Raw genomic sequence first — 19,959 nt, 5'->3', positions numbered from 1 at the left:
ATCCCAGCCTTAGCATCCACCGATTCCCATGGCCTACCACGCTCATAACCTGCGCGCCAGCGCAGCAGCGGGTCGGCCTTTTGGCGTTATTACCCGCGGCACCACCAACTACAACCGGCTCAGGCGCTGCGATAGGTGGATGATGGCGCACCCGGAAATCTCGGCCCTGCTGCGCCACGTGCGCACCCCGCTCGCGCTCGACGTGGGTTACGGTGCCTCGCATACCACCACCGTGGAGTGGGCGCGGTGGCTGCGCCGCATCAATCCCCGCGTGGATGTGCGCGGGCTGGAAATCCACCCGGACAGGGTGCTGCCGCCGCGCGATGGCGTGCGCTTTGAGCTGGGCGGATTTGAGCTCGCGGGCTACCGGCCGCAGGTGGTGCGCGCCTTTAATGTCCTGCGCCAATACGACGTGGACCAGGTTGCGGAGGCCTGGCAGACGGTGTGCTCGCGCTTGGCACCTGGCGGGTTCTTTGTGGAGGGCACCTGCGATGAGCTGGGGCGACGCGCGGCGTGGATCCTGCTCGATCAGCATGGCCCGAAGACGCTGACGCTCGCATGGGATCCTTTCGACGTGGCCCGCCCCTCTGATGTGGCCGAGCGCCTGCCCAAGGTGCTCATCCACCGCAACGTGCCCGGCGAGCCCATCCACGAGCTCCTGCAGGCCGCCGATAGGGCTTGGGATCGCGCCGCCGGGTGGGCCCCGCACGGCCCGCGGGTGCGGTGGCGCATGGCGCAGGCCCTGCTTGCCGATGCCCCCTTCAACCTCCACCCTCCCCGCCGCCGGCTGCGCGATAATACGCTCACTGTGAGCTGGGAGAGCATCGCGCCCCGCTAATATCCAGCACACATTGCCACCGGCCGCCTCATGCGCCACACTGGTAGTCATGGCTGCAAAGAAATCGGGCGGATCGCTCGCGTGGAAAATTGTCGTAGGCGTCCTCGTAGCGCTGCTTGTTTTAATCCTCATCGCCGAGTTTGGCCTGCGCTGGTTCATTGGTAATCAGATGACCGAGGAGTTTAAAAATAGCGCCAAAGAAGAAGGCATCGAGGTCACGGAGGATCCCTCGGTAAGCTTTGGCGGCAGCCCCCTCCTCTTTGGGCTTATGCGCGGCTCGATTTCCCAAATGGATATGACCACGCCGTCGACCCTGCAGATCGAAGGATCGCAGATCAAGGGGCAACCCGCCTCCGAAATCCACGTGGAAGACATGTCGACGGATACCGATAACCCAGTAGCCGGCTTCCTCCGCGCCACCACTACCGTTCCGGATGACTATCTGCTGGCCAGCTTCCAAAAAGGAATCTCAGACCAATCCGGCAGCGAAACCATTGGAAATATGGTGGTCACTGAAATCACCGCGAATGACCAAAGCGACGAGCTGGAGGTGAAATTCGGCGGCGGCTTGGCCAGCCTTTCGCTCAAGCCCACCGCCCGTGACGGCAAGCTGGAGATCAATGCCACCGAGGCCGCCATCTTTGGCCTCTCCCTGCCAGAGCAAGCCACCAGCGCCATTTCTGATGCCTTGCAGGACGGCATGTCTGAGCAGCTCGTTGCCAATGACATGCAGGTCGAATCCGTGGACGTGGGCGATGGCAAGCTCACGCTGACCATCACCGGCACCGATGTCCCGATGAACGATATGGACCACTTCTCCGCCGAGAGCGGCGAGCAGAAGAAGGCCGCCTAACAGCGCCGACCTAGGGAGTGGCGGCCTAGGGCGCGACTTAGGCGGCGGGAAATTCTACGACGGGCAGCGAGCTGGACAGCTCGCTGCCTTTTCCTATGACAATCTTGTGAAAACCGGCCTGGGCGGCAGCGGTTTCCGCGAGGGACCGTGCCGGTTCCGCCTCCGGCAGGATGAGGCCCACGCGGGCCGGGTCCGGGCAAGCCTCGCGGATGGCTACGAGCTCGGAGAGGATGGGGGTGGCATCGGCAAGCGTGGCGTCCACGCTGACCCAGACCTCGTCCGCGCCGGACTGGATGGCCAGGCGGGCCTCAGAGGCCTTGATGAGCGTGTGGTGCCGGCCGGTGGGATAGCCCGCCACGGCGGTAATGCCCGCCGGCTCTGCTGCAGCCGCCACCGTCACGTGGTGCGGCGAGACCAAAACATGCTGCCCCGTGGCCTGCTCCCTAACCTCGGCGGCGGAAGCGTGCAGGAGATTTTTCATGCTTAGTAGCTGTAGTCGCCGTTGATGATGGCCTTGAGCTGCGGGCGCACGTCAAACCAGTAGATGCCGGTGATGACCGTGCCAATCCACGCCAAAAATTGCAGGCCGGTAGCCATCGCCACCGCCGAGCCCGCAAGCAGGCCTACCCATACCCATTTCCCCTTGCGGTCGCCGGCCCGAAACGCGTCCTCGCGCGTAGATGCCGCGAGGACAGCACCGATGATGGCAGCAATGGTCAGGGCCTGGAAGAAGTAGATGGGAAACTTATAGGCAATGTCAAGTAAAACGTACATGCAGATTAATTCGTGGGTTCGTCGGTATCGATAACTTCGCCATCGATAATATTATCGTCCTTGTCCGCCGCAGCGGAATTACCGTTCTTGGGCGCGTTCTTCTTCTCGTTCACGCGCTCCTGGGCATAGCCATACGCGTCCTTCACGCCCTCGCGGGTTTCCTGGTACGCATCCGCGAACTTGTCCTTCGCCTCAGAGAAAGCCTCCGAGTCGCGGGTTTCTTCCGCGGCCTTCTTGATGGACGCGCCCCACTGCTTGGCGGTAGTGGTGGCCTTATCCAGCATGCCGTCCTTATCGCCCTGTGGGTCCTGTGCGCCCGCCCCCTGCGCACCCTGGTTCTCGCGCTCTTCCTGCAGGCGGCCACCGAAGTCCTTGGCGGTATTCAGCGCGGACGCGCCAGCTTCCTTCAGGGAATCAAAAAGCTTCTTCTTCTCAGTCATGAAAACCTCCGTGTGATGAATTATTCCGGCGCATTAGGCGCCGAAAATGAGATGATTAACAGCATATATGGCCAAGCCTGCCAGAGAGCCGACGATCGTGCCGTTAAGGCGAATAAATTGCAGATCCTTCCCCACCATCAGCTCGATATTCTGGGAGGCTTCCTGCGCATCCCAACGCTTAATGGTCTCCGGGATGATCGCGATGATCTCCGGGGCGAATTTCTCCACCGCGTAGCGCGCGGCCTTGTCCACGAGGTCATTGGCTTGGGCTAGGAACTCGGAATCCTCGAGCAAACGGTGCGCCAATTCCTTCACCTTGGCCGTCATCTTTTGCCGCAGGAAGGATTCCGGGTCATTGAACTGATCAATTAGCGTAGTGGAAATCGTGCGCCACATCGCTGCCGGCGCCTGCTGGACCTGATCAGAGGCGAGCATCTCCTGTTTGATGCTGTCGATGCGCTCGCGCATATCCGCATCCCACTGCAAGTCCGCAGCCAGCTTGGACAAGTTGCGGCGAATGGCCAGGCGGGCCTCGTGGTTGCCATCGCGGCGAACCTCATCAGCGAACTCGACGAGCTCGTTATAGACCTTGTCCCCCACCATCTCGCGAGCAAAGCGCGGCGCCCACCCGGGCATGCGCTCATCGATGGCCGTGACCACCGTCGATTCCATGCCAAGAATCTTCTTGTGCGCCCAGTCAATGAGGTCATCCTCCAGCGGGCGCGCCTTGCCGTCCGCGATATAGCCCTCCAGCAACCGGCCCAATGGCGGCCCCCACTCCGGCTCCGCCAGGCGGTCCATGACCTGGGTGCGGATGAACTGCTCCGCCTCAGCCGGGTCGAGGTCCTCCACCACGCTGGCGGCGCGCTGACCAATCCATTCGGAGACTTCCTCCGCCTTGCCGGGTTCTGCCCCCTGGCGCGCCAACCACAGCGGCAGCTCCGCATCCCGCACCTTAGCGCTCAGCGCATCCGCGGTCAGGAAATTCTCCTCCACAAAGTCCTTCAACGCATCGCCCACGCGGTCCTTATTATTTGGAATCAGCGCGGTATGCGGGATAGGCAAGCCCATCGGCCGGCGGAAGAGTGCAGTCACCGCAAACCAGTCCGCCAGGCCACCGACCATGCCAGCCTCCGCCGCCGCACGCACGTAGCCCACCCACACCGGCGCTCCGCTTTCCGATGCCTGCCACCACGAGCACCCCAAAAAGATCACCGCCGCCAGCAAAAGCAGCGACAGCGCAATCGCTTTCCACCGCCGCAGGTCCGCCCGGCGCGCCTCCTGATTGCCGGCCTGCGGCACACCGGTGCCTGACGATGCCGGCTCCCTCGCCGTATCGAGCTCTGCGTCCGAGCGGTGCGTCATGAATTCTCCTTGGAGTTCGTAGGTGCATTCGAGCTTCGCTCTATAACACTAGTTGGCATTGCAAAGGGGCAAGAAAGCTGGCTTGGCTAAAATCGTTTGATTAGGATTTGTATCGCCCCTAAGCCTTTAGGCAGCTGGGTAAAGGTGGGGATTGAGGAGCTGAAAACTTCCCACGGCCTTCACTTCAGGCGAGAATTAATAATCACTACAACGGCGAAACCAACATAGGCGATCAATGCGCCAGCAGTGCCAAAGCTTAAGAATGCTTTAGTTAAATTTGAAAAATCATCCCGGACTGCAAAACCTAAAGCCGACACAATCCCAGTGGTTATCGCAATAAAATTAACGGCGCTTGGAATCGTCACCTTATAGAGATGAATCTGCCATATAGTGACCACTGGTCCAAAAAGCAGGCTCATAATCACAAATGCATTGTCTTGCATGTACATGGCCCACAGGGAGGAGGAGACCGCTAACATACCCAGCGATGCGTAGGTGATTCCTTTTAACATAGTCACTCACGTATCTTTGTACATTCGAATCGAGGGTGGCTGTGATTTCTGTCGGCCTTCAATCCCTACGAAAAACTATACCAAGAGTGAAGGAAGAATGAGTTTTATAGGACCAGACCTCCAGGCTGATCGGAGACCGATGCTCCGCCATGGGCATTATCACCGTCTTGAACCCGTAGTCCAGGGGAATGATGAGGAACCATCAAGCGAGACACTGAAGTGCCCCGAGTTTTGTTCCTAGGCATTTGCCTTGTTTTCCATTATTGCCTGTGGCAAGTTCTGCTTCCAAAACTCGGTTTCCACCTCGACCGGGGTTCGGTATCCCAAGCTTTGGTGGAGCCTTACCTCGTTCCACCATGACACCCACTCGAACGTCGCGATTTCTACCTCTACAACGTCATCCCACCTGCGGGTATGGACTAGCTCGTTCTTATGAGGGGCCGTTAACGTTTTCAGCCAGAGCATTATCATAGGAGTCACCAACACTTCCGGTGGAAGCTGTAATGCCGTGCCGGGTAAGTCGCTGGTTGTAGACAACGCTGACGTACTGCGACCCGTGATCTGAATGGTGAATGAGACCTGTTGTTTCCTCAGCACTCACAATCGCTTGGTTGAGTGCTTGCAGCGGCAAAGCTTCGGTCCGCATCGAATCTGACAGCGCCCACCCGACGATCCGCCGGGAGTAGACGTCGGTGACAAACGCGGTGTAGACGAATCCTTTTCGTGTCCGTACATAGGTAATGTCGGCCACCCACAGCTTGTTCGGGCCCCGGGCTTTGAATTCACGCTCGACCAAGTCCGGGCGCAAATCAGGCACGTTAGCTTTTCGGGTTGTAATCGGTGATCCGCCTTTGCCTTTGCCAGAAACGCCAGCCAGGCGCATCAGCCGGGTAGCGTGTTCACGACCGATATCGATTCCTTCACGGTAAAGCGCATGCCACATTTTCCGCACACCGTAGACACCGTAATTATCCCGATGAACAGCACTAATGCGTTCAACCAGAACAGTATCACGAAGGCGACGAGCACTTAACCCGCGAGCCTTGGACTGGCGATACCCACGCGAGGTGATAAACCCACCAGCCCGGTTATTTTTCAACGTCTTGCAGATGAACTCGGGCAGTGAAACGATTCCGGTTTTCATCGATGAACCGGATCATTTCTTAACGTTTCGGGTCGAGTTCCGACGCGAAAAAAGCCGAGGCAGCCTTCAACAACTCATTAGTATCGCGTAGCTCTTGATTTTCACGACGTAGCCTCGCGTTTTCGGCAGCCACATCTTCAGGCACAGGTTCTGGGGTTCTTCCTGCACGGCGAGCAGGCTTAAGTCCATTGACGAGCTGTGTGCCATGAAACCCCCAGCTTTGGAGCTACTGCCTGGCACGCGGGGTGCATCGACATATTTTCCGCCAAGATGCGGTCCTCCACGAGACGGACCACACGGTCCTTCGCATCCTGGTCAAATTTTCTCGGCATGTTCCAGATTTTCCCATCTACTCAAACGGAACAAAACCTGGGACACTTCACCAAGAGCGAATGAAAAATGTAGTAGCTCTTGCTAAACAAGGGAATTGGTCTGAGGCGTCTGAAGAGTTCCGCGAGCAGACAGGTGCGGATATTAAAATGAGTGTCTTTGCAGCTCAAATTGCTTCTATTGTTTAGGCACAAAGAAGTTCCTGTTCAACAGGTGTAATGCGCTTTCCTAAATAAGAGTTCTGAGACACGATAAAAGACTAAACGGGTAAGAACCTTTAAAGGTTCTTACCCGTTTAGTCTTTCCGCCTTGACCGTGTGGGAAGTCAGCGCGGGTGGTGACATCGGCCATGGACGCACTTTTTCGGCGCTTACCTTGATTATTAGTACTGTCTTGAAACCAATATATTTGGGCACATTTGTAGATGAAGGGTACCCAATCAGGAGCGTCCTCCGCTTCTGCGGCTGACGTACTCCTGACTCACTTAAGTGGTAATTGCCGTTCTTAGATCACATCAGGAAATTGATGCGTTTACTTATGGGGTCGACGCCGCTCCAGGAGAAATAAAAACGAGTATGCATATGGCATGCTTTAAGACAAGGTGTAAATGACAATACCAATAATGGCAATGACTGCCATTATTATAGAAAAAGTAATCAACCTCTTATCGTATGGAAGTTCATAAACTGAAGGGGACACTTCCTTAGCTGCTGTCTTTACGCTCCCCAGCATGAGGGCTGTGAACAATAGAAATGTTAAAAGGTGAGCCCACCAAGGAACGGGATTGCTCCATGTTATGAAAACGTTAGCAGACGTGAAAATCCCTGCCATAAGGAGAGCGAGTGTGATGGGGCGCATGTTATTCCCGAAGGATGTTTTCACTCTGCCGTCGAGAGCAAATGAGGTGAGATTAGCCATGCTTAGCATCCTACTGCAGTTGCTGCTGCCCCCGCCGCAATGGTGCAAGGGATTCCTGCGGCTCCAGCGGTTCCCGCTGAAGCGGGAATGCATACAAGGCCTTCAACTGCTGCCCCTACACCCCACTTGACCCATTTATTGTTGGTGCAGGCCCTTTCAGCAATCCCCGAAGATGACACGGGGACGATGGTCCCGTCCTTATCTTGGAAAAGCTTCATGTCTTTAGGTAGTTCTGCATCTACTGAAGCGACTAGATCGCCGTGTTTATTATGTACATTTACGGTTGCCCCGGAGAGTGTTACTTTATCTCCGCTTTGCAGGTGAGGCTTAAGCCCTACGCCGTCCATTGCATCAAATGATCTGCGTCCGTCCTTTGAGTCAAACGTCAAAGCATCTTTTTTCGTCTCTTGTTGTGCATGATTGCCAGTTGCGGCTTCGGCTTGAGCGGCAGTGGCTAGCCCTCCACTCGTCGCCAGCGCAAGCGCGATAGAGGCAAAGATTTTCTTAACGGACATTTTATAAAACCCTTTCCTGGTACGTGAGTGACTAAATTCGTCACCCTATCGATATGTGAAATTAGAGACTTTTTTATTTATTCATCAAACGTTCAAGCGGTCAAGCGAAAGGAGTGAAAATTAACCATATGTTTACAACACCCTCGATAGCTCACCGCATATTAATTAGGAAATCACCCTATAGACAAAGAGGTTACGAGAACGTTAATTGTGCATAAACTCTGAAATGTTGACTTGAAGTGTCCCAGGTTTTGTTCCGTTTGAGTAGATGGGAAAATCTGGAACATGCCGAGAAAATTTGACCAGGATGCGAAGGACCGTGTGGTCCGTCTCGTGGAGGACCGCATCTTGGCGGAAAATATGTCGATGCACCCCGCGTGCCAGGCAGTAGCTCCAAAGCTGGGGGTTTCATGGCACACAGCTCGTCAATGGACTTAAGCCTGCTCGCCGTGCAGGAAGAACCCCAGAACCTGTGCCTGAAGATGTGGCTGCCGAAAACGCGAGGCTACGTCGTGAAAATCAAGAGCTACGCGATACTAATGAGTTGTTGAAGGCTGCCTCGGCTTTTTTCGCGTCGGAACTCGACCCGAAACGTTAAGAAATGATCCGGTTCATCGATGAAAACCGGAATCGTTTCACTGCCCGAGTTCATCTGCAAGACGTTGAAAAATAACCGGGCTGGTGGGTTTATCACCTCGCGTGGGTATCGCCAGTCCAAGGCTCGCGGGTTAAGTGCTCGTCGACTTCGTGATGCTGCGTTGGTTGAACGCATTAGTGCTGTTCATCGGGATAATTATGGTGTCTACGGTGTGCGGAAAATGTGGCATGCGCTTTACCGTGACGGAATCGATATCGGTCGTGAACACGCTACCCGGCTGATGCGCCTGGCTGGCGTTTCTGGCAAAGGCAAAGGCGGATCACCAATCACAACCCGAAAAGCTAACGTGCCTGATTTGCGCCCGGACTTGGTCGAGCGTGAATTCAAAGCCCGGGGCCCGAACAAGCTGTGGGTGGCCGACATTACCTATGTACGGACACGAAAAGGATTCGTCTACACCGCGTTTGTCACCGACGTCTACTCCCGGCGGATCGTCGGGTGGGCGCTGTCAGATTCGATGCGGACCGAAGCTTTGCCGCTGCAAGCACTCAACCAAGCGATTGTGAGTGCTGAGGAAACAACAGGTCTCATTCACCATTCAGATCACGGGTCGCAGTACGTCAGCGTTGTCTACAACCAGCGCCTTTCCCAGCATGGCATTGCCGCTTCCACTGGGACTGTCGGTGACTCCTACGACAATGCTCTGGCTGAAAACGTTAACGGCCCCTCATAAGAACGAGCTAATCCATACTCGCAGGTGGAATGACGTTGTAGAGGTAGAAATTGCGACATTCGAGTGGGTGTCATGGTGGAACGAGGTAAGGCTCCACCAAAGCCTGGGATACCGAACCCCGGCCGAGGTGGAAACCGAATTTTGGAAGAAAAACCCGCCACAGGCAATAATGGAAAACAAGGCAAATGCCTAGGAACAAAACTCGGGGCACTTCAGTGTGACTCTTTTAGTGTATGAGCGCTGTGTGCATACCCCGGTGGGCTGAGGAGCATAGGTGACTACGAAAAGGGACTGCTCTCTTTTGCGCGTGCGCGCCCTAACGTTTTGAGCGCGCTCTGTTGCTCATACTGGTCAGGCAATGCGCCGGCGCATTGCCTGACACAAGCGACCTGCTATCTGGTCACCAGTGTTCATACTCTCTGACCATGGCCTATGGTCGCTGGCGCGCCTAGTTTCATGGTACAAAGCCCTAGGCGACTGACCTCAGGGCTACAAGCCTTGCAGCGCGCCTCGGCTGCCTATGCATGAGAACGAAACTCCTGGAGCGTCCAGGAAAGACGCGCTCCGGAGCGTTCCTCGCCGAGACAGACCCGTACAGTGTCATTAGTTCGCCGGTGGTTTACCCCAGTCAGGGCGCTTGGTTAGGTGCCACGACCCGCACGAGGGGCATTCGTAGATCCGCAGCGGCCCTGCCCGTCGCGACCGTTTCAGTGCTACGTGCACGGCGTCATCATAGTGCTCGTATTCGCGTTTACCAGTTTCGGAGCACAGTACGCGTTCGACTGGCGGCTTCTTCGACCTCCTCCGATGGTGCTTCATCACACAATGATTCTAAACTTCAGGTGTAACTGGCTCCTGTAGGTGACTGATGATGGTGGCAACAACTACGAGCGCTGCGGCACCGAAGACTCCACCGGCGACCGCGACGGCTGTGTGGAAGCCTGTGAGGAACGCTCCACTGGCGACCATTTCGCCGAGGACTGCGACGCCGACGACGCTGCCGGTCTGGCGGGCGGCATTGATGACTCCTCCTGCAATGCCGACATGTTCCGGCGGGGCCGAGGCCACTGCGGCCGAGGTCGCGGCCGGCATCGCGAAGGCCATCCCGAATCCAGCTGTGAAGGTCAACACCGCGACCACCACGTAAGGGGTTTCTGCGGTGAGCAGCACGAGGCTGCTGAAGCCGATCGTGCCGACTACCAGGCCGGTGAGCATGGTGGGGAACGCGCCCCACCGGGCGACGGCACGGCCGCCCAGCGGTGACGCGACCACGGCGCTGCACGCCTGTGGTGCCAGCGCGAGGCCTGCCAGCCACGGCTCGTATCCCAGGTACTGCTGGAAGAAGAGGGAGAGCACGAAGAGTTGTCCGAAGAAGCTGATGTTGAGCGCGAGCCCTACCATTGCGGCCACGGAGAACCGGGCACGAGTGAACAAGGCCATCGGCAGCATCGGGTCCGGGTGTCGTCGCTCTGCGATGATGAACAGGGCGAGGAAGACGCCCCCGGCGATCAGCGCGGCTACCTGCCAGGGTGACCATCCGTGTTCGCCTGCGGTGATGACTGCATAGGTTACTGCCACCAGCGTGAGCACGGAGAGCACCTGTCCGGGTAGGTCCACCCGTCTCGCGCGACTGCCCGTGAGCGCGGGAATTGCCCACAAGGTGAGCAGACAGCCGATAGCGACGATGGGGAGGTTGACCCAGAACACCGCCCGCCACCCGATCGCCGACACCAGCGCTCCGCCCAGGACCGGTCCGATCGCGGCGGCAACACCTCCTGCGCCGCCCCACAGCCCGATGGCGCGTGCTCGTTCCTTCGGATCGTCGTACACAGCCGACAGCAATGCCAGAGAGCCCGGCACGATCGCTGCCGCGCCCACGCCCTGGACGGTGCGACCAGCGACGAGGAACCCGCCTGTGGGAGCGAGGGCGCACACGGCCGAGAGTACAGCAAAGACCACCAGGCCAGCGAGGTAGACCCTGCGGGCCCCGAGACGGTCGCATGCGGCCCCAGCTGTGAGAAGGAACGCGGCGAACACGAGGGTGTAAGCGTCGACGACCCACTGCAGTGAGCCCACCGTCGTGTCGAGGTCAGTGCCGATCTCGGCGAGGGCGACATTGACGATGGTCGTATCGAGCATGACGATGAAGAAACCGAGGAGGGTCGCGACCAGCGCCGTGTGCCGATGCGCGGTCATACGCGAGACTCCAGCGAAGCCTCGGCGGGCGGGTGGCCGAAGTAGGTGCGCTTGCTCAGGTCTTGATCCCAGGTCCGGTAGGACCGGTCCAGTAGTGTCGGCAGCACCAGATCGAACAGGCGCCAGGACGCGGCGAAGTGCATGTCCCGGATCTCCCTGGCCGTCTCTCCCCCGGTGAGCGTGAGGAGTTGCTGGGCGACGAGGGGGCCCTCGTCGAGCCCAGCTGTCGTTCGCACTGCGGAGACTCCGCCCTGGGTCTCGTGGTTCTCGGCCATCCAATAGAACGGTGCCAGCCCCGCATAGCGGGGCAACGGGCTGGGGTGGAAGTTGAGGGCGTCGTAGCTCGGAACCGCGAGGAGTCGCTGCCCGAGCCGCAGCTGGTAGTTGGCGACGATGAAGTAGTCCGGCGCCAGGCCCCCAATGGCGGTAATGAATTCGTCGGTGTTGATGTGCGCCGGCCGCAGCGTATGCACATCCAGCTCGGCGGCGTCCTTCGCGAGGTCGAGGGGCTCGGGCTCATCGAGGTAGTAGTCACAGAGTGTGCCGGGTTCACGCAGCACCACAGCCGCCAGGATGACATCATCGTGCCTGGCAAGTCGGGTGAGGAAGTAAGAGCCAAAGACGGAATTGGTCTCGGTGAAGAGCACCATGCGTGTCATTTCGCCCACCACGCCTTCTCAACGGTCTTCGCTTCCCAGGTCAGGGTGTCGAAGAGCGCGTACCCGGGCTGCACGGGCAGAGGCGTACGGCCGGGCAAGTCCATGATCTCTTGGGCGAGGCGTTCAACGAGGATGCCTTCGGCCAGGGGCGGGCAGGCTCCGAAGATCGGCATCGTCTGCTTCTCCACGAACCACTCATCCAGCGTGCCTGGCGAGGGGAAGTCCTGATGCTCGGGCATGATGCGTTCCATCAGCCGGTGGATCACGTCCGGGGTGAACTCGGCATCCTCGGGGAGATCGTAGACCTCCTCGATGGGCATCGAGTCCTTCGTGTAGGTGAACACGACCGTCGAGTGCGCGACGGTCGGGATCTTGAACATGAACCTGTACCGGTCCGAGGCGCGGAAGGCGCGATGGAGGGCGTAGCGGTTGCTGATCTGGTAGAACTCCATCTGGTCCATCACATAGTCGCAGCCGTCCATGAACTCTTCAGCCGTGTCCGGGGTGATGCCCTCGGGGAAGACATCGATGTTGGCATCCCCGGTCAGTGCGAAGACCTGCTCCGCGACGACTTCGGCCTTGTTGCGGCCGATCGTGTCTCGCCCGGCGCCGTACTGGCGTTGCACGTTAGTCAGGTCGAAGTGGTCGGGATCGGCCAGTTTCAGGTTGAGTGCGCCCATGCGCACCAGGCGGGCGGCTGCGGCACCGCCGATGCCCCCGGTGCCGACGATGCCGATCACGGCATCGCGCAACCGTGCTTGGCGTTCACGCTGTTCCTCGGTGGTGTCGCCGAGCCAACCCAGGTTGCGGTCAACGCGTTCCCAGTAGAAGTCCTCATCGTAGTGCCCGCGTAGCCGTTGGCGGTCCCCGTTCATCGCGATCGCTCCCTTCGCCTCCTGATGCAATGAATCTGGTGAGTTCAGACTATGCCTGCGATTGTTCGGTCGTCACCGAACAGTTCCGGGTGCACACTGGAGGCATGGTTGCGCGCGTGTTTCCTGAAGCGGTCCCGGATATCTCGACAGTCGCGTCGGCTCTGGCTGACTCGTCGCGGGCGGCCATGTGTGCTGCGCTCATGGACGGGCGGGCCTGGACGGTTGGTGAACTTGGCAGGTACGCGGGCCTGGCCCGGTCGACGGCGAGCGAGCATGTTGACGTGCTCGTCACCCACGGTCTCGTCCACGACATTCGGCAGGGCCGGCACCGCTACATTCGCCTGGCCGGGGAAGACATCGCACGAGTGGTCGAGAGCCTTGGCGTGGTCGCCCGCTCGCCCCTGCCCACTCCTCACAGCCTCAGCGCGTCACGGGCGAATGCGAACCTACGTGAAGGCCGCACCTGTTATCAGCACCTCGCCGGTAAGCTCGGGGTGCGCCTGGCTGAACAACTGGAAGAGCACGAGTTCATCGACTCGCACTGTCAGGTCACTAATCAAGGTCATCGCTTGTTCATACAGTGGGGTGTGCCCCCGAAGATGCTCGACACGGGCAGGTCGTGCATGGACTCCACCGAACGCCGCTTCCACCTCGCCGGCCCTCTCGGCACGGGAATCTGCAAGACTCTGCTGGATAAGGAATGGCTTTCCCGCAGGGGTCGTACCCGGGCCGTGCGTCTCACTCCCACCGGGCGGGCAGCGCTCAACGACGCGGGGATCTCCCTCAATGGGCCCGAACCCCGGAAAGTGGACACGGGGATTTAATCACGATGCGATAGTAAGTGTAGCTAACCCGGCGTCTTCGAAGGCGTTCGGTGAGCGGTAACCGCACCATGAATGCAATCGTTTGGTGTTGTACCGCGTGCACCACCGAAACACATCCTGGCGGCAGGCCAACTGACTAGTGAAAACTAGACTCATCCTGCAGGACTTCCCGCTTCAACGAGGCGTTGAACGACTCCGCCAACGAGTTGTCCGCACTCGTCCCGATCGCGCCCATCGACTGGGTGACACCGAAGCGCACGCATAGTCTCCGGTACTGATCAGAGGTATAAACACTGCCGTGATCCGAGTGGAAGATCGCCCCGTCTAGGCTCCCGCGAACCTTCCGGGCCATCGTCAGGGCTTCTTCAACCAACTCGGTGCGCATGTGATCAACGATCGCAAACCCCGTCAACTGCCGCGAATAGCAGTCGATAACCGTGGCCAGGTACATATTCGACCCGTCCACGATCGGCAGGTACGTGATGTCGCCGACGTAGACCGCGTTCGGCCTGTCCGCAGTGAACCGGCGTTGCAGCAGATCCGGAAACCTCGGGTCCCGTTTACTCGACGTCGTCGTTTTCACCCGGCGTTTCCTGGTGAAACCAAAAAGGCCCATCTGCCGCATCAGCCGGGCGGTGCGCTTGTGATTGAGACGGCCGCCCTTGCCCCGGTCGTTGACGGGATCGGAGTCGATCGCCGCAGTCACTCATTTCGCGCCGTAGCAGCCGTTCTCGGCGTTGAAGGTGGTCTTGATCTGCGCTCCCAGCACCGCGTCATCGACGAGGCGTTGCCGGCGGGCAGGGGCAGCTGATTTCCAGGCGTAGTAAGAGGACCGATTGAGTTTCAAGACCTGGCATAACCGCTTGACCTCGTAGAGGTCTCGATGGTCGTCAACGAACCGGAAGCGGTTCACCAGTTCGTCTCTTCCGCGAAATACTTGGCCGCCTTACGAAGGATTTCTCGTTCCTCGCGGAGTTTGGCGTTTTCGCGTTCCAGTACGCGGATGCGCTCGGCGTCCGACAGTCCTGAGGCAGCGGTGGCGGAGTCCGACGCGGCGATGAGGCTGGCGACCTTCTCACCGTTGGCATTGGTTTTGGTGCGTGTGCCGAAGGCATCGCGCCAGCTGCGCAGCGAGTTGCGGTTGACCCCTGAACCGCTCGGTGTAGGTCTTGCGTGGCATGGTGGAAAGGTACCTCACTTCCCCAGCGACATGCTGGTTTCAGCGTGTCCACCACCAGGGGGTCAGGTCCTCTCGCGCAAGGTACGGGTGCTGACTGTAAATACTGTGGGGTTACCCGTAAGGGCAATAAGGTGTGTAGTTGCGGTGGGGTGTCTTGGTGGCAACCAAATCTATTGATTTGGGCGGCAGCCCAACGAGCCGTAAGGCGAGGCGGGAGCCTAAACCGTAACCCACAAGATGACGTTTTGTTGGTTGATCACCCCTGGGTATAGAGATACAGGGATATAGTTATAAGCGACCTGGGAAAATAGGTTTAATCGCAGGTGAAACCCTGGGGATAAGTGGCCTAATGATGGTAAATCAGCGCAGACTTGGCAGGACAAAAATGAAAGCACCCCGTAGGGTGCTTTGTCTTTGTTTTTCTAGGGGCTAGTCCAGTTCCGGGCGGGGTGGTCGTTGCCGGACTGAGGTGGCGGTCTTGGTGACGGTTGCTCCGTCCGTGTCGGCTTCGATGCCGACGTTAGGCCACGCTGGAAATATAACAATTCCGCTACGCAAAAAGTCGAATGATTGTCCCTTGCCCCCTTCACGCGTTAGGTTATGTTTGTCAAGGACTAGGACGATAAGAACTCAGATTGGAATTCAGATGAAAACCAACACTGAAAATCACAAGAAGTTGTCAGCTTTTGCAGCAAGTGCAGTCTTCGCACTGAGCATGGCCAGTGGCATGCAAGCTCCCGCTATGGCAGATAGTGAAGGTAATTCGGTTGAGCTATCTAAAGCCAAGGAAGTGACCAACCGTGTTATGGAATCCTCGGCTCCCGAAGAAGCCATTGAAAAGCTATCATCGGCTGATCGAGAAGCTTTTGATAAGTATAATACTCCTGGTGATGTTGTTGTTTCTGAGGCAGCAGACTCGGGAACCGCGACACGATCTGCAGACTATTGCCGCAAGGATGGTGTGCATTTCGAGCAGAAAGCTTTGCTTGGAAACACACTTTACACATGGTGGCAGACCGTCGAAATTTGCGGGAACCCCGGCGTAAGTATTGATAGCGTCAAAGTAATTGATGCTGGCGGTGAGACCAAAACTCCAACGTGGTCATACGACGGTCACGCAAATGATCCAGTCGCATACGCGACTGGAAATGGAACTTGGACGTCTAAGTCTTCTGAGACTTTCAGTCAAGTAAAGTTGAACCGTCGGACTGAATGCATCACAGCAAATATTGTACCTTCAGGAGAGTACAATGCAGACAAGACCTGCAACTAAAGCAGGGTCGGGGATTTTACCTGCCTCGATAATTTTGATTTCTATGGGCGCAGCCGTTGCTGGGTTTCCCTACCTATTTTTCTTTCCTCTTCTTTGGGTTGCTGCGGACATTAAATGGCCCCAGCTTAATAGTCTTAAAAGAGGTAAGGTTCTTTTTTGGAGGGCAACTTCTATCGTTGTGTCCATTGCCTTAACAGTTAATCTACTTGTTTTAACTCCTACTCCTCTTTAGGGAAACTCACGAATGGAATTTTTTCGGTAGAGCTCACCTTGAAGAAGTCTGTGTTTGGGCAGAGAGCATGGACAGCAACTTTGGACCAAAAATCCTTTGAAACAGCTATCGTTCATCTCGACCTTGTTGGTGAAGTAGAGCAACAAGCTCAAGCTACCCGCGACCAACTTGCCGCCATCCGCGAGCGTGAAGCGCACGAGCTTGCCAATATGTCGCAACATGCTCGGCAGCTAGCGGATGGTAGGTACAACTACCGCGATATTGCCTACCTTCTTGGCATCACCTACGGCAGGGTGGGGCAAATACTCAAAGCGAAACCAGCACTGCCTAAGTATGCGCGACAGCCGCAAGCAGCAGGAGTACTCCGTGACGCTATACATATAGCTATAGGTATTGCTATACCGGTTGCTATTTGTAGTGCTATGCTTTGTTTCTGCTGGTAAGCGCAATGGCCCCTAGTAAGATTCCGTTCGCCAGCCTGGATGGGCTGGTAAACCGGCGAGTGCAATGTTATCAATACATTTGACAGTACACTATTGCAATAATTTATGGCCGCCGCTGCCTACCTCATCATTCAGCGACCGGGTAGCCGCGACACCAACGGGCACGCGCTTGGAAAGGCCATCCGCCTTATCCCAAGGAACGGCACGGACTACTCCGCTTCCTTGTCCGCAGCGTCTTGGCGTAGGGCTTCCAATTGCTCTTGCGGAATCGAGGGTGCTGACACGCCAAACTTAGGCGCTAGGTTTTGCAATTCGTAATTGACCACGGCAACGAGCTCATCAAGCTTGTAGCCCAAGAGAAGCTGATCCAATTCTTCCGGCGTTAACTTTTTATGTTCTGAATTTGGCCAGTCACCACGTAGGGCCAGCGCCAACTTCGCGCGCTCCGGCACGTCAACATCAATGCGAACTTCAAGCACCAGAGTCTCACTAGTCTGACCTCGCGAAACCTGGAAAGATACTTGACCTTTCTTTTGCACTACATCCTTCGACTGTTGTTCCCCGATGCGCTGCCCCTCAGCGCGAAGCAACTGCCACGTCGCATAGCCAGCCCGTTGTTCCTTAGACAAGAGTCCACTCCATTGTGTAGTCCATCTGCTGCAGTACTCCTGTTTCAGCGGACTCTACCGGGGCAGCAAATACAAAGTCCGTTCCCAGCTGACCACGGCCAGCATCAGGGAATTGTTCGTGAGCCTCGTTCACGTTTGCCAAAGCGGTAATCCGCCGAGCAATATTTTCTTTAAGCTCGGCGTAGGGAGCACTTCCGTGCTGGATACGACCATCTACTACAACGTGCGCCACATACGCTTCAACGGAGTTTGCGTACGCACGAATCATCTTCATTGTGTGGTTCTTCTTCCCAAGTCCCACCAATGATTCAAACTTGGTGACAACAGAGCGGTCGACACCCATGCGCGATGCCACCTCGCTTTGCGTCATACCTCGCAGTTTTCGAAACTCCACGAGTTGCTCAATGAGGTCCATTTGCGACCCGATGAGGTCCCCGGGCAACGCATCCTTCGGCTTGATAGTTAACTTCGCCATTATCAATTCACCCCTGCTTCCCTATGTTCCATCCCATCATAAGCTATGTGCATTAAAATGCACATCCCTATTTCGGCCATGGCCGAAAAGTGACCCGGTTTTTCTGACACCATCGCTTCCCTAGACGCATAGCCGGTTGCGTCCAGTAGCGTGGTGTATCTGTAACTGACGGTGGGCCCCTTATGAATGAGGCCGGCGACCACCGTAGTACCTTTCGATTCCGTAACCACACTTCCTCGAAAGGGATAACCACGATGGCCGCTAGCCCATATTCTATAGACCCGACTACCTACTTAGACGAATTGCTTGCCCAAGCATCCCCAGATCTCATGCGCGAGATGCTTCAAGGATTCATCAACCAAATCCTATCGACTCAAGCAGACCAGATCTGCGGCGCCGACTACGCCACCACGTCTAAGTCTCGAACCAATGTCCGCAATGGCTACCGCCACCGCGATCTTGATACTCGCGTTGGCACCATTGATGTCGCTGTACCCAAACTACGTACCGGGTCATTTTTCCCGGACTGGTTATTGCAACGACGCACTCGGGCAGAACGAGCACTAACAACCGTAATAGCTACCTGCTATTTAAAAGGCGTGTCCACACGCAGGATGAACGATCTCGTCGCCAGTTTGGGAATTAATAATCTTTCAAAGTCGCAGGTATCTGACATGGCTAAAGACCTGGACGAGATGGTCGAAGACTTCCGTACCCGACCACTCGATACCGGTCCATACCTGTATGTTGCCTGTGATGCATTGACCATGAAAGTCCGCGAAGGAGGACGCGTGGTCAAAGCTTCCGTCCTCGTGGCTACCGGGGTTAATGCCGAAGGCTATCGTGAGCTATTGGGCATGCAGGTTGCTACATCTGAGTCTGTGGCGTCGTGGACTGGGTTCTTTAGGGATCTTAAAGCTCGCGGACTTAATGAGGTCTATCTTGTCACCAGTGACGCGCATCTAGGAATCCAGCATGCGATTAGTGACGTGTTGCCGAATGCGTCCTGGCAGCGGTGTCGAACGCACTTTTCTAAAAACCTGTCTTCGATGGTTGCCAAGACCCAGTGGCCAACCCTATCGGCGATGTTTCATACGATATTCCAGCAACCAGACTCGGAATCGGTGTGGTCCCAAGCACGTGAGGTCGTAGCGTTTTGTGAAGATAAATTCCCCCACGTTGCCAGCTACCTGGAAGAAGCCCTCGACGAGCTCTTAGCTTTTACCAACGCCCCGAAATCCGTCTGGAAGAAAGTCTGGTCGAATAACCCTACTGAACGGCTCAATCGTGAAATCCGCAGGCGTACGGATGTTGTAGGCATCTTCCCCAATCGTGACGCTGTCGTGCGCCTTGTTGGTGCTGTCCTAGCAGAACAACACGATGACTGGATCCAGCAAAACCGCTACATGTCACTAACCAGCCTGGAACAGACCAAAGCATTGATTACCGCCAACGTCATAGACGCTGACACCACCAAGGAGGTCGCATGAACCAGTTAAAGCACCGAGCACGTGCTGGCCCCTGACACCATCACACTGCATGCTCTATCGAAAGGTAGAAACACCACTCAAACGGACTTGACCGCATAGCCCGCAAAATATCTCGATCCTGCGCCTCGTTAGTCCTATGAGCTCCCTGAGGCGTGTCATCAAAGATCCGCTTTTCTTTACACAAGCTCACAAGCATCTGGTGGGCCGGTTCACCCGGCCTCGAAGAGATATCGAGGAAGTACAGTCGAAAATGACGGTCCTCGCCATTCCCACCAGTTCCCCACCCTTTCAACTCGCCTAACCATGGCGGGTTCAGAATTTCATTGAGAACCCTCGTGCCCGATGGCTCCACCAATGCAACGTCATCTTCTCGGGCGCCACGCTCACTCCAACGCAGCAAAAGTTGTTGCATCTCGAGAAAAGCATCTTTATTGATACCTTCAAGCTTCTGGAACTCATCCAACGCCCCCTGCAGAAACTCCCAACGCGTCAACCCATCGTCCGCATTAACTGCCGGCAGATACACGTGAGGCATCTCCGGACACTCGAAATCATCCACTAGTTCCTCCCGAACTCCCCTACGCAGATATGCCCTTCAAATCTCACCTTCCCCCGTGACAAGCGCCAGCCGTGCCTACACAGCGGTATCTTTATTCATGTTTT

The 19,959-nt window shown here is 56.8% G+C and carries 24 protein-coding genes and 3 pseudogenes; 10 read left to right on the top strand and 17 right to left on the bottom strand.

The window, feature by feature from the left end:
• Positions 1 to 28 precede the first annotated feature (28 nt).
• Both HMPREF1287_RS09800 and HMPREF1287_RS09795 read left to right on the top strand, forming a co-directional pair.
• Entirely contained in the window at positions 29 to 838 is an 810-nt protein-coding gene (locus HMPREF1287_RS09800) for a hypothetical protein (RefSeq protein ID WP_023016635.1), read from the top strand.
• A gap of 49 nt (positions 839 to 887) precedes the next feature.
• Complete coding sequence (locus HMPREF1287_RS09795) at positions 888 to 1,691, top strand: DUF2993 domain-containing protein (protein WP_023016634.1); 804 nt, start codon at positions 888 to 890, stop codon at positions 1,689 to 1,691.
• Positions 1,692 to 1,728: 37 nt separating this feature from the next.
• On the opposite strand, the gene HMPREF1287_RS09790 is transcribed toward HMPREF1287_RS09795, so the two are convergent.
• The 8 genes and pseudogenes from HMPREF1287_RS09790 to HMPREF1287_RS12930 all read right to left on the bottom strand — a co-directional run bounded on the left by HMPREF1287_RS09790 (position 1,729) and on the right by HMPREF1287_RS12930 (position 6,304).
• Positions 1,729 to 2,172, bottom strand: a complete 444-nt coding sequence (locus HMPREF1287_RS09790) for a hypothetical protein (RefSeq protein WP_005276605.1) — start codon at positions 2,170 to 2,172, stop codon at positions 1,729 to 1,731.
• Positions 2,173 to 2,174: 2 nt separating this feature from the next.
• A complete protein-coding gene (locus HMPREF1287_RS09785) occupies positions 2,175 to 2,465 on the bottom strand; it encodes a DUF2516 family protein (protein WP_005276604.1) in 291 nt (96 codons plus the stop codon).
• A 5-nt stretch (positions 2,466 to 2,470) separates the two neighbouring features.
• The gene (locus HMPREF1287_RS09780) at positions 2,471 to 2,905 is read right to left on the bottom strand and encodes a CGLAU_01105 family protein (protein ID WP_005276602.1); all 435 of its coding nucleotides are present in this window, start codon (positions 2,903 to 2,905) and stop codon (positions 2,471 to 2,473) included.
• A 33-nt stretch (positions 2,906 to 2,938) separates the two neighbouring features.
• Positions 2,939 to 4,270, bottom strand: coding sequence for a DUF445 domain-containing protein (locus HMPREF1287_RS09775; RefSeq protein ID WP_005276600.1), 1,332 nt, complete (start codon positions 4,268 to 4,270; stop codon positions 2,939 to 2,941).
• Between the two features lie 179 nt (positions 4,271 to 4,449).
• On the bottom strand, positions 4,450 to 4,782 hold the full coding sequence (locus HMPREF1287_RS09770) for a hypothetical protein (protein ID WP_005276599.1): 333 nt from the start codon (positions 4,780 to 4,782) through the stop codon (positions 4,450 to 4,452).
• 237 nt (positions 4,783 to 5,019) lie between these two features.
• Positions 5,020 to 5,247, bottom strand: a complete 228-nt coding sequence (locus tag HMPREF1287_RS12940; protein ID WP_198012635.1) for an integrase core domain-containing protein — start codon at positions 5,245 to 5,247, stop codon at positions 5,020 to 5,022.
• Positions 5,213 to 5,926: an IS3 family transposase gene (locus HMPREF1287_RS12935; protein ID WP_369707493.1), complete on the bottom strand. Its 714-nt coding sequence runs from the start codon at positions 5,924 to 5,926 to the stop codon at positions 5,213 to 5,215. Before HMPREF1287_RS12935 ends, HMPREF1287_RS12940 begins: the two co-directional genes overlap by 35 nt.
• Positions 5,927 to 6,105: 179 nt before the next feature.
• Positions 6,106 to 6,304: pseudogene (locus tag HMPREF1287_RS12930) on the bottom strand (hypothetical protein).
• Positions 6,305 to 6,318: 14 nt separating this feature from the next.
• Between HMPREF1287_RS12930 and HMPREF1287_RS12790 the strand changes: the two are divergent.
• Entirely contained in the window at positions 6,319 to 6,444 is a 126-nt protein-coding gene (locus HMPREF1287_RS12790) for a hypothetical protein (RefSeq protein WP_255342443.1), read from the top strand.
• Between the two features lie 403 nt (positions 6,445 to 6,847).
• Here HMPREF1287_RS12790 and HMPREF1287_RS09760 read toward each other — a convergent pair whose 3' ends face one another.
• Together HMPREF1287_RS09760 and HMPREF1287_RS09755 are read right to left on the bottom strand one after the other, a co-directional pair.
• A complete protein-coding gene (locus HMPREF1287_RS09760; protein ID WP_023016632.1) occupies positions 6,848 to 7,174 on the bottom strand; it encodes a hypothetical protein in 327 nt (108 codons plus the stop codon).
• Between the two features lie 2 nt (positions 7,175 to 7,176).
• Positions 7,177 to 7,689, bottom strand: coding sequence for a hypothetical protein (locus tag HMPREF1287_RS09755; RefSeq protein ID WP_023016631.1), 513 nt, complete (start codon positions 7,687 to 7,689; stop codon positions 7,177 to 7,179).
• Between the two features lie 239 nt (positions 7,690 to 7,928).
• Here HMPREF1287_RS09755 and HMPREF1287_RS12925 point away from each other — a divergent pair.
• The 3 genes and pseudogenes from HMPREF1287_RS12925 to HMPREF1287_RS12915 all read left to right on the top strand — a co-directional run bounded on the left by HMPREF1287_RS12925 (position 7,929) and on the right by HMPREF1287_RS12915 (position 9,213).
• Positions 7,929 to 8,127, top strand: a pseudogene (locus tag HMPREF1287_RS12925) (hypothetical protein).
• Between the two features lie 179 nt (positions 8,128 to 8,306).
• Positions 8,307 to 9,020, top strand: a complete 714-nt coding sequence (locus HMPREF1287_RS12920; RefSeq protein ID WP_369707494.1) for an IS3 family transposase — start codon at positions 8,307 to 8,309, stop codon at positions 9,018 to 9,020.
• Positions 8,941 to 9,213: an integrase core domain-containing protein gene (locus HMPREF1287_RS12915; RefSeq protein WP_051138300.1), complete on the top strand. Its 273-nt coding sequence runs from the start codon at positions 8,941 to 8,943 to the stop codon at positions 9,211 to 9,213. Before HMPREF1287_RS12920 ends, HMPREF1287_RS12915 begins: the two co-directional genes overlap by 80 nt.
• 638 nt (positions 9,214 to 9,851) lie before the next feature.
• On the opposite strand, the gene HMPREF1287_RS09745 is transcribed toward HMPREF1287_RS12915, so the two are convergent.
• The 3 genes from HMPREF1287_RS09745 to HMPREF1287_RS09735 are packed head-to-tail and all read right to left on the bottom strand — an operon-like array spanning position 9,852 to position 12,750.
• Positions 9,852 to 11,216, bottom strand: coding sequence for an MFS transporter (locus HMPREF1287_RS09745; protein WP_005276588.1), 1,365 nt, complete (start codon positions 11,214 to 11,216; stop codon positions 9,852 to 9,854).
• Positions 11,213 to 11,875 carry a formyltransferase family protein gene (locus HMPREF1287_RS09740; protein ID WP_005276586.1) on the bottom strand — a complete coding sequence of 221 codons (663 nt, stop codon included), beginning with the start codon at positions 11,873 to 11,875 and terminating at the stop codon, positions 11,213 to 11,215. Before HMPREF1287_RS09740 ends, HMPREF1287_RS09745 begins: the two co-directional genes overlap by 4 nt.
• Complete coding sequence (locus HMPREF1287_RS09735) at positions 11,872 to 12,750, bottom strand: ThiF family adenylyltransferase (RefSeq protein WP_023016627.1); 879 nt, start codon at positions 12,748 to 12,750, stop codon at positions 11,872 to 11,874. Before HMPREF1287_RS09735 ends, HMPREF1287_RS09740 begins: the two co-directional genes overlap by 4 nt.
• A 29-nt stretch (positions 12,751 to 12,779) precedes the next feature.
• Here HMPREF1287_RS09735 and HMPREF1287_RS09730 point away from each other — a divergent pair, with 29 nt between their 5' ends.
• Entirely contained in the window at positions 12,780 to 13,574 is a 795-nt protein-coding gene (locus tag HMPREF1287_RS09730; protein ID WP_005276583.1) for a helix-turn-helix transcriptional regulator, read from the top strand.
• Here HMPREF1287_RS09730 and HMPREF1287_RS09725 read toward each other — a convergent pair.
• Positions 13,575 to 14,754, bottom strand: a pseudogene (locus HMPREF1287_RS09725) (IS3 family transposase).
• Between the two features lie 646 nt (positions 14,755 to 15,400).
• On the opposite strand from HMPREF1287_RS09725, the gene HMPREF1287_RS12510 reads away from it, so the two are divergent.
• Both HMPREF1287_RS12510 and HMPREF1287_RS12505 read left to right on the top strand, forming a co-directional pair.
• Positions 15,401 to 16,027 carry a hypothetical protein gene (locus HMPREF1287_RS12510; RefSeq protein ID WP_155802668.1) on the top strand — a complete coding sequence of 209 codons (627 nt, stop codon included), beginning with the start codon at positions 15,401 to 15,403 and terminating at the stop codon, positions 16,025 to 16,027.
• Between the two features lie 312 nt (positions 16,028 to 16,339).
• Entirely contained in the window at positions 16,340 to 16,702 is a 363-nt protein-coding gene (locus tag HMPREF1287_RS12505; RefSeq protein WP_156905074.1) for a hypothetical protein, read from the top strand.
• 209 nt (positions 16,703 to 16,911) lie between these two features.
• Here the strand turns inward: HMPREF1287_RS12505 and HMPREF1287_RS09710 are convergent, their stop codons facing one another.
• Positions 16,912 to 17,331: a hypothetical protein gene (locus HMPREF1287_RS09710; RefSeq protein ID WP_005276573.1), complete on the bottom strand. Its 420-nt coding sequence runs from the start codon at positions 17,329 to 17,331 to the stop codon at positions 16,912 to 16,914.
• Complete coding sequence (locus tag HMPREF1287_RS09705) at positions 17,324 to 17,806, bottom strand: helix-turn-helix domain-containing protein (RefSeq protein ID WP_005276570.1); 483 nt, start codon at positions 17,804 to 17,806, stop codon at positions 17,324 to 17,326. Before HMPREF1287_RS09705 ends, HMPREF1287_RS09710 begins: the two co-directional genes overlap by 8 nt.
• Positions 17,807 to 18,060: 254 nt before the next feature.
• On the opposite strand from HMPREF1287_RS09705, the gene HMPREF1287_RS09695 reads away from it, so the two are divergent.
• Positions 18,061 to 19,296, top strand: a complete 1,236-nt coding sequence (locus HMPREF1287_RS09695) for an IS256 family transposase (RefSeq protein ID WP_023016495.1) — start codon at positions 18,061 to 18,063, stop codon at positions 19,294 to 19,296.
• Positions 19,297 to 19,336: 40 nt separating this feature from the next.
• Here HMPREF1287_RS09695 and HMPREF1287_RS09690 read toward each other — a convergent pair whose 3' ends face one another.
• Positions 19,337 to 19,855 carry a hypothetical protein gene (locus HMPREF1287_RS09690; protein WP_023016624.1) on the bottom strand — a complete coding sequence of 173 codons (519 nt, stop codon included), beginning with the start codon at positions 19,853 to 19,855 and terminating at the stop codon, positions 19,337 to 19,339.
• Positions 19,856 to 19,959: the final 104 nt, after the last annotated feature.

This window comes from Corynebacterium sp. KPL1986 (assembly GCF_000477975.1).
Classification (GTDB): domain Bacteria; phylum Actinomycetota; class Actinomycetes; order Mycobacteriales; family Mycobacteriaceae; genus Corynebacterium; species Corynebacterium accolens.
Note: the sequence above shows the minus strand (reverse complement) of the source record. Positions and strands in the feature narration are given on the sequence as shown.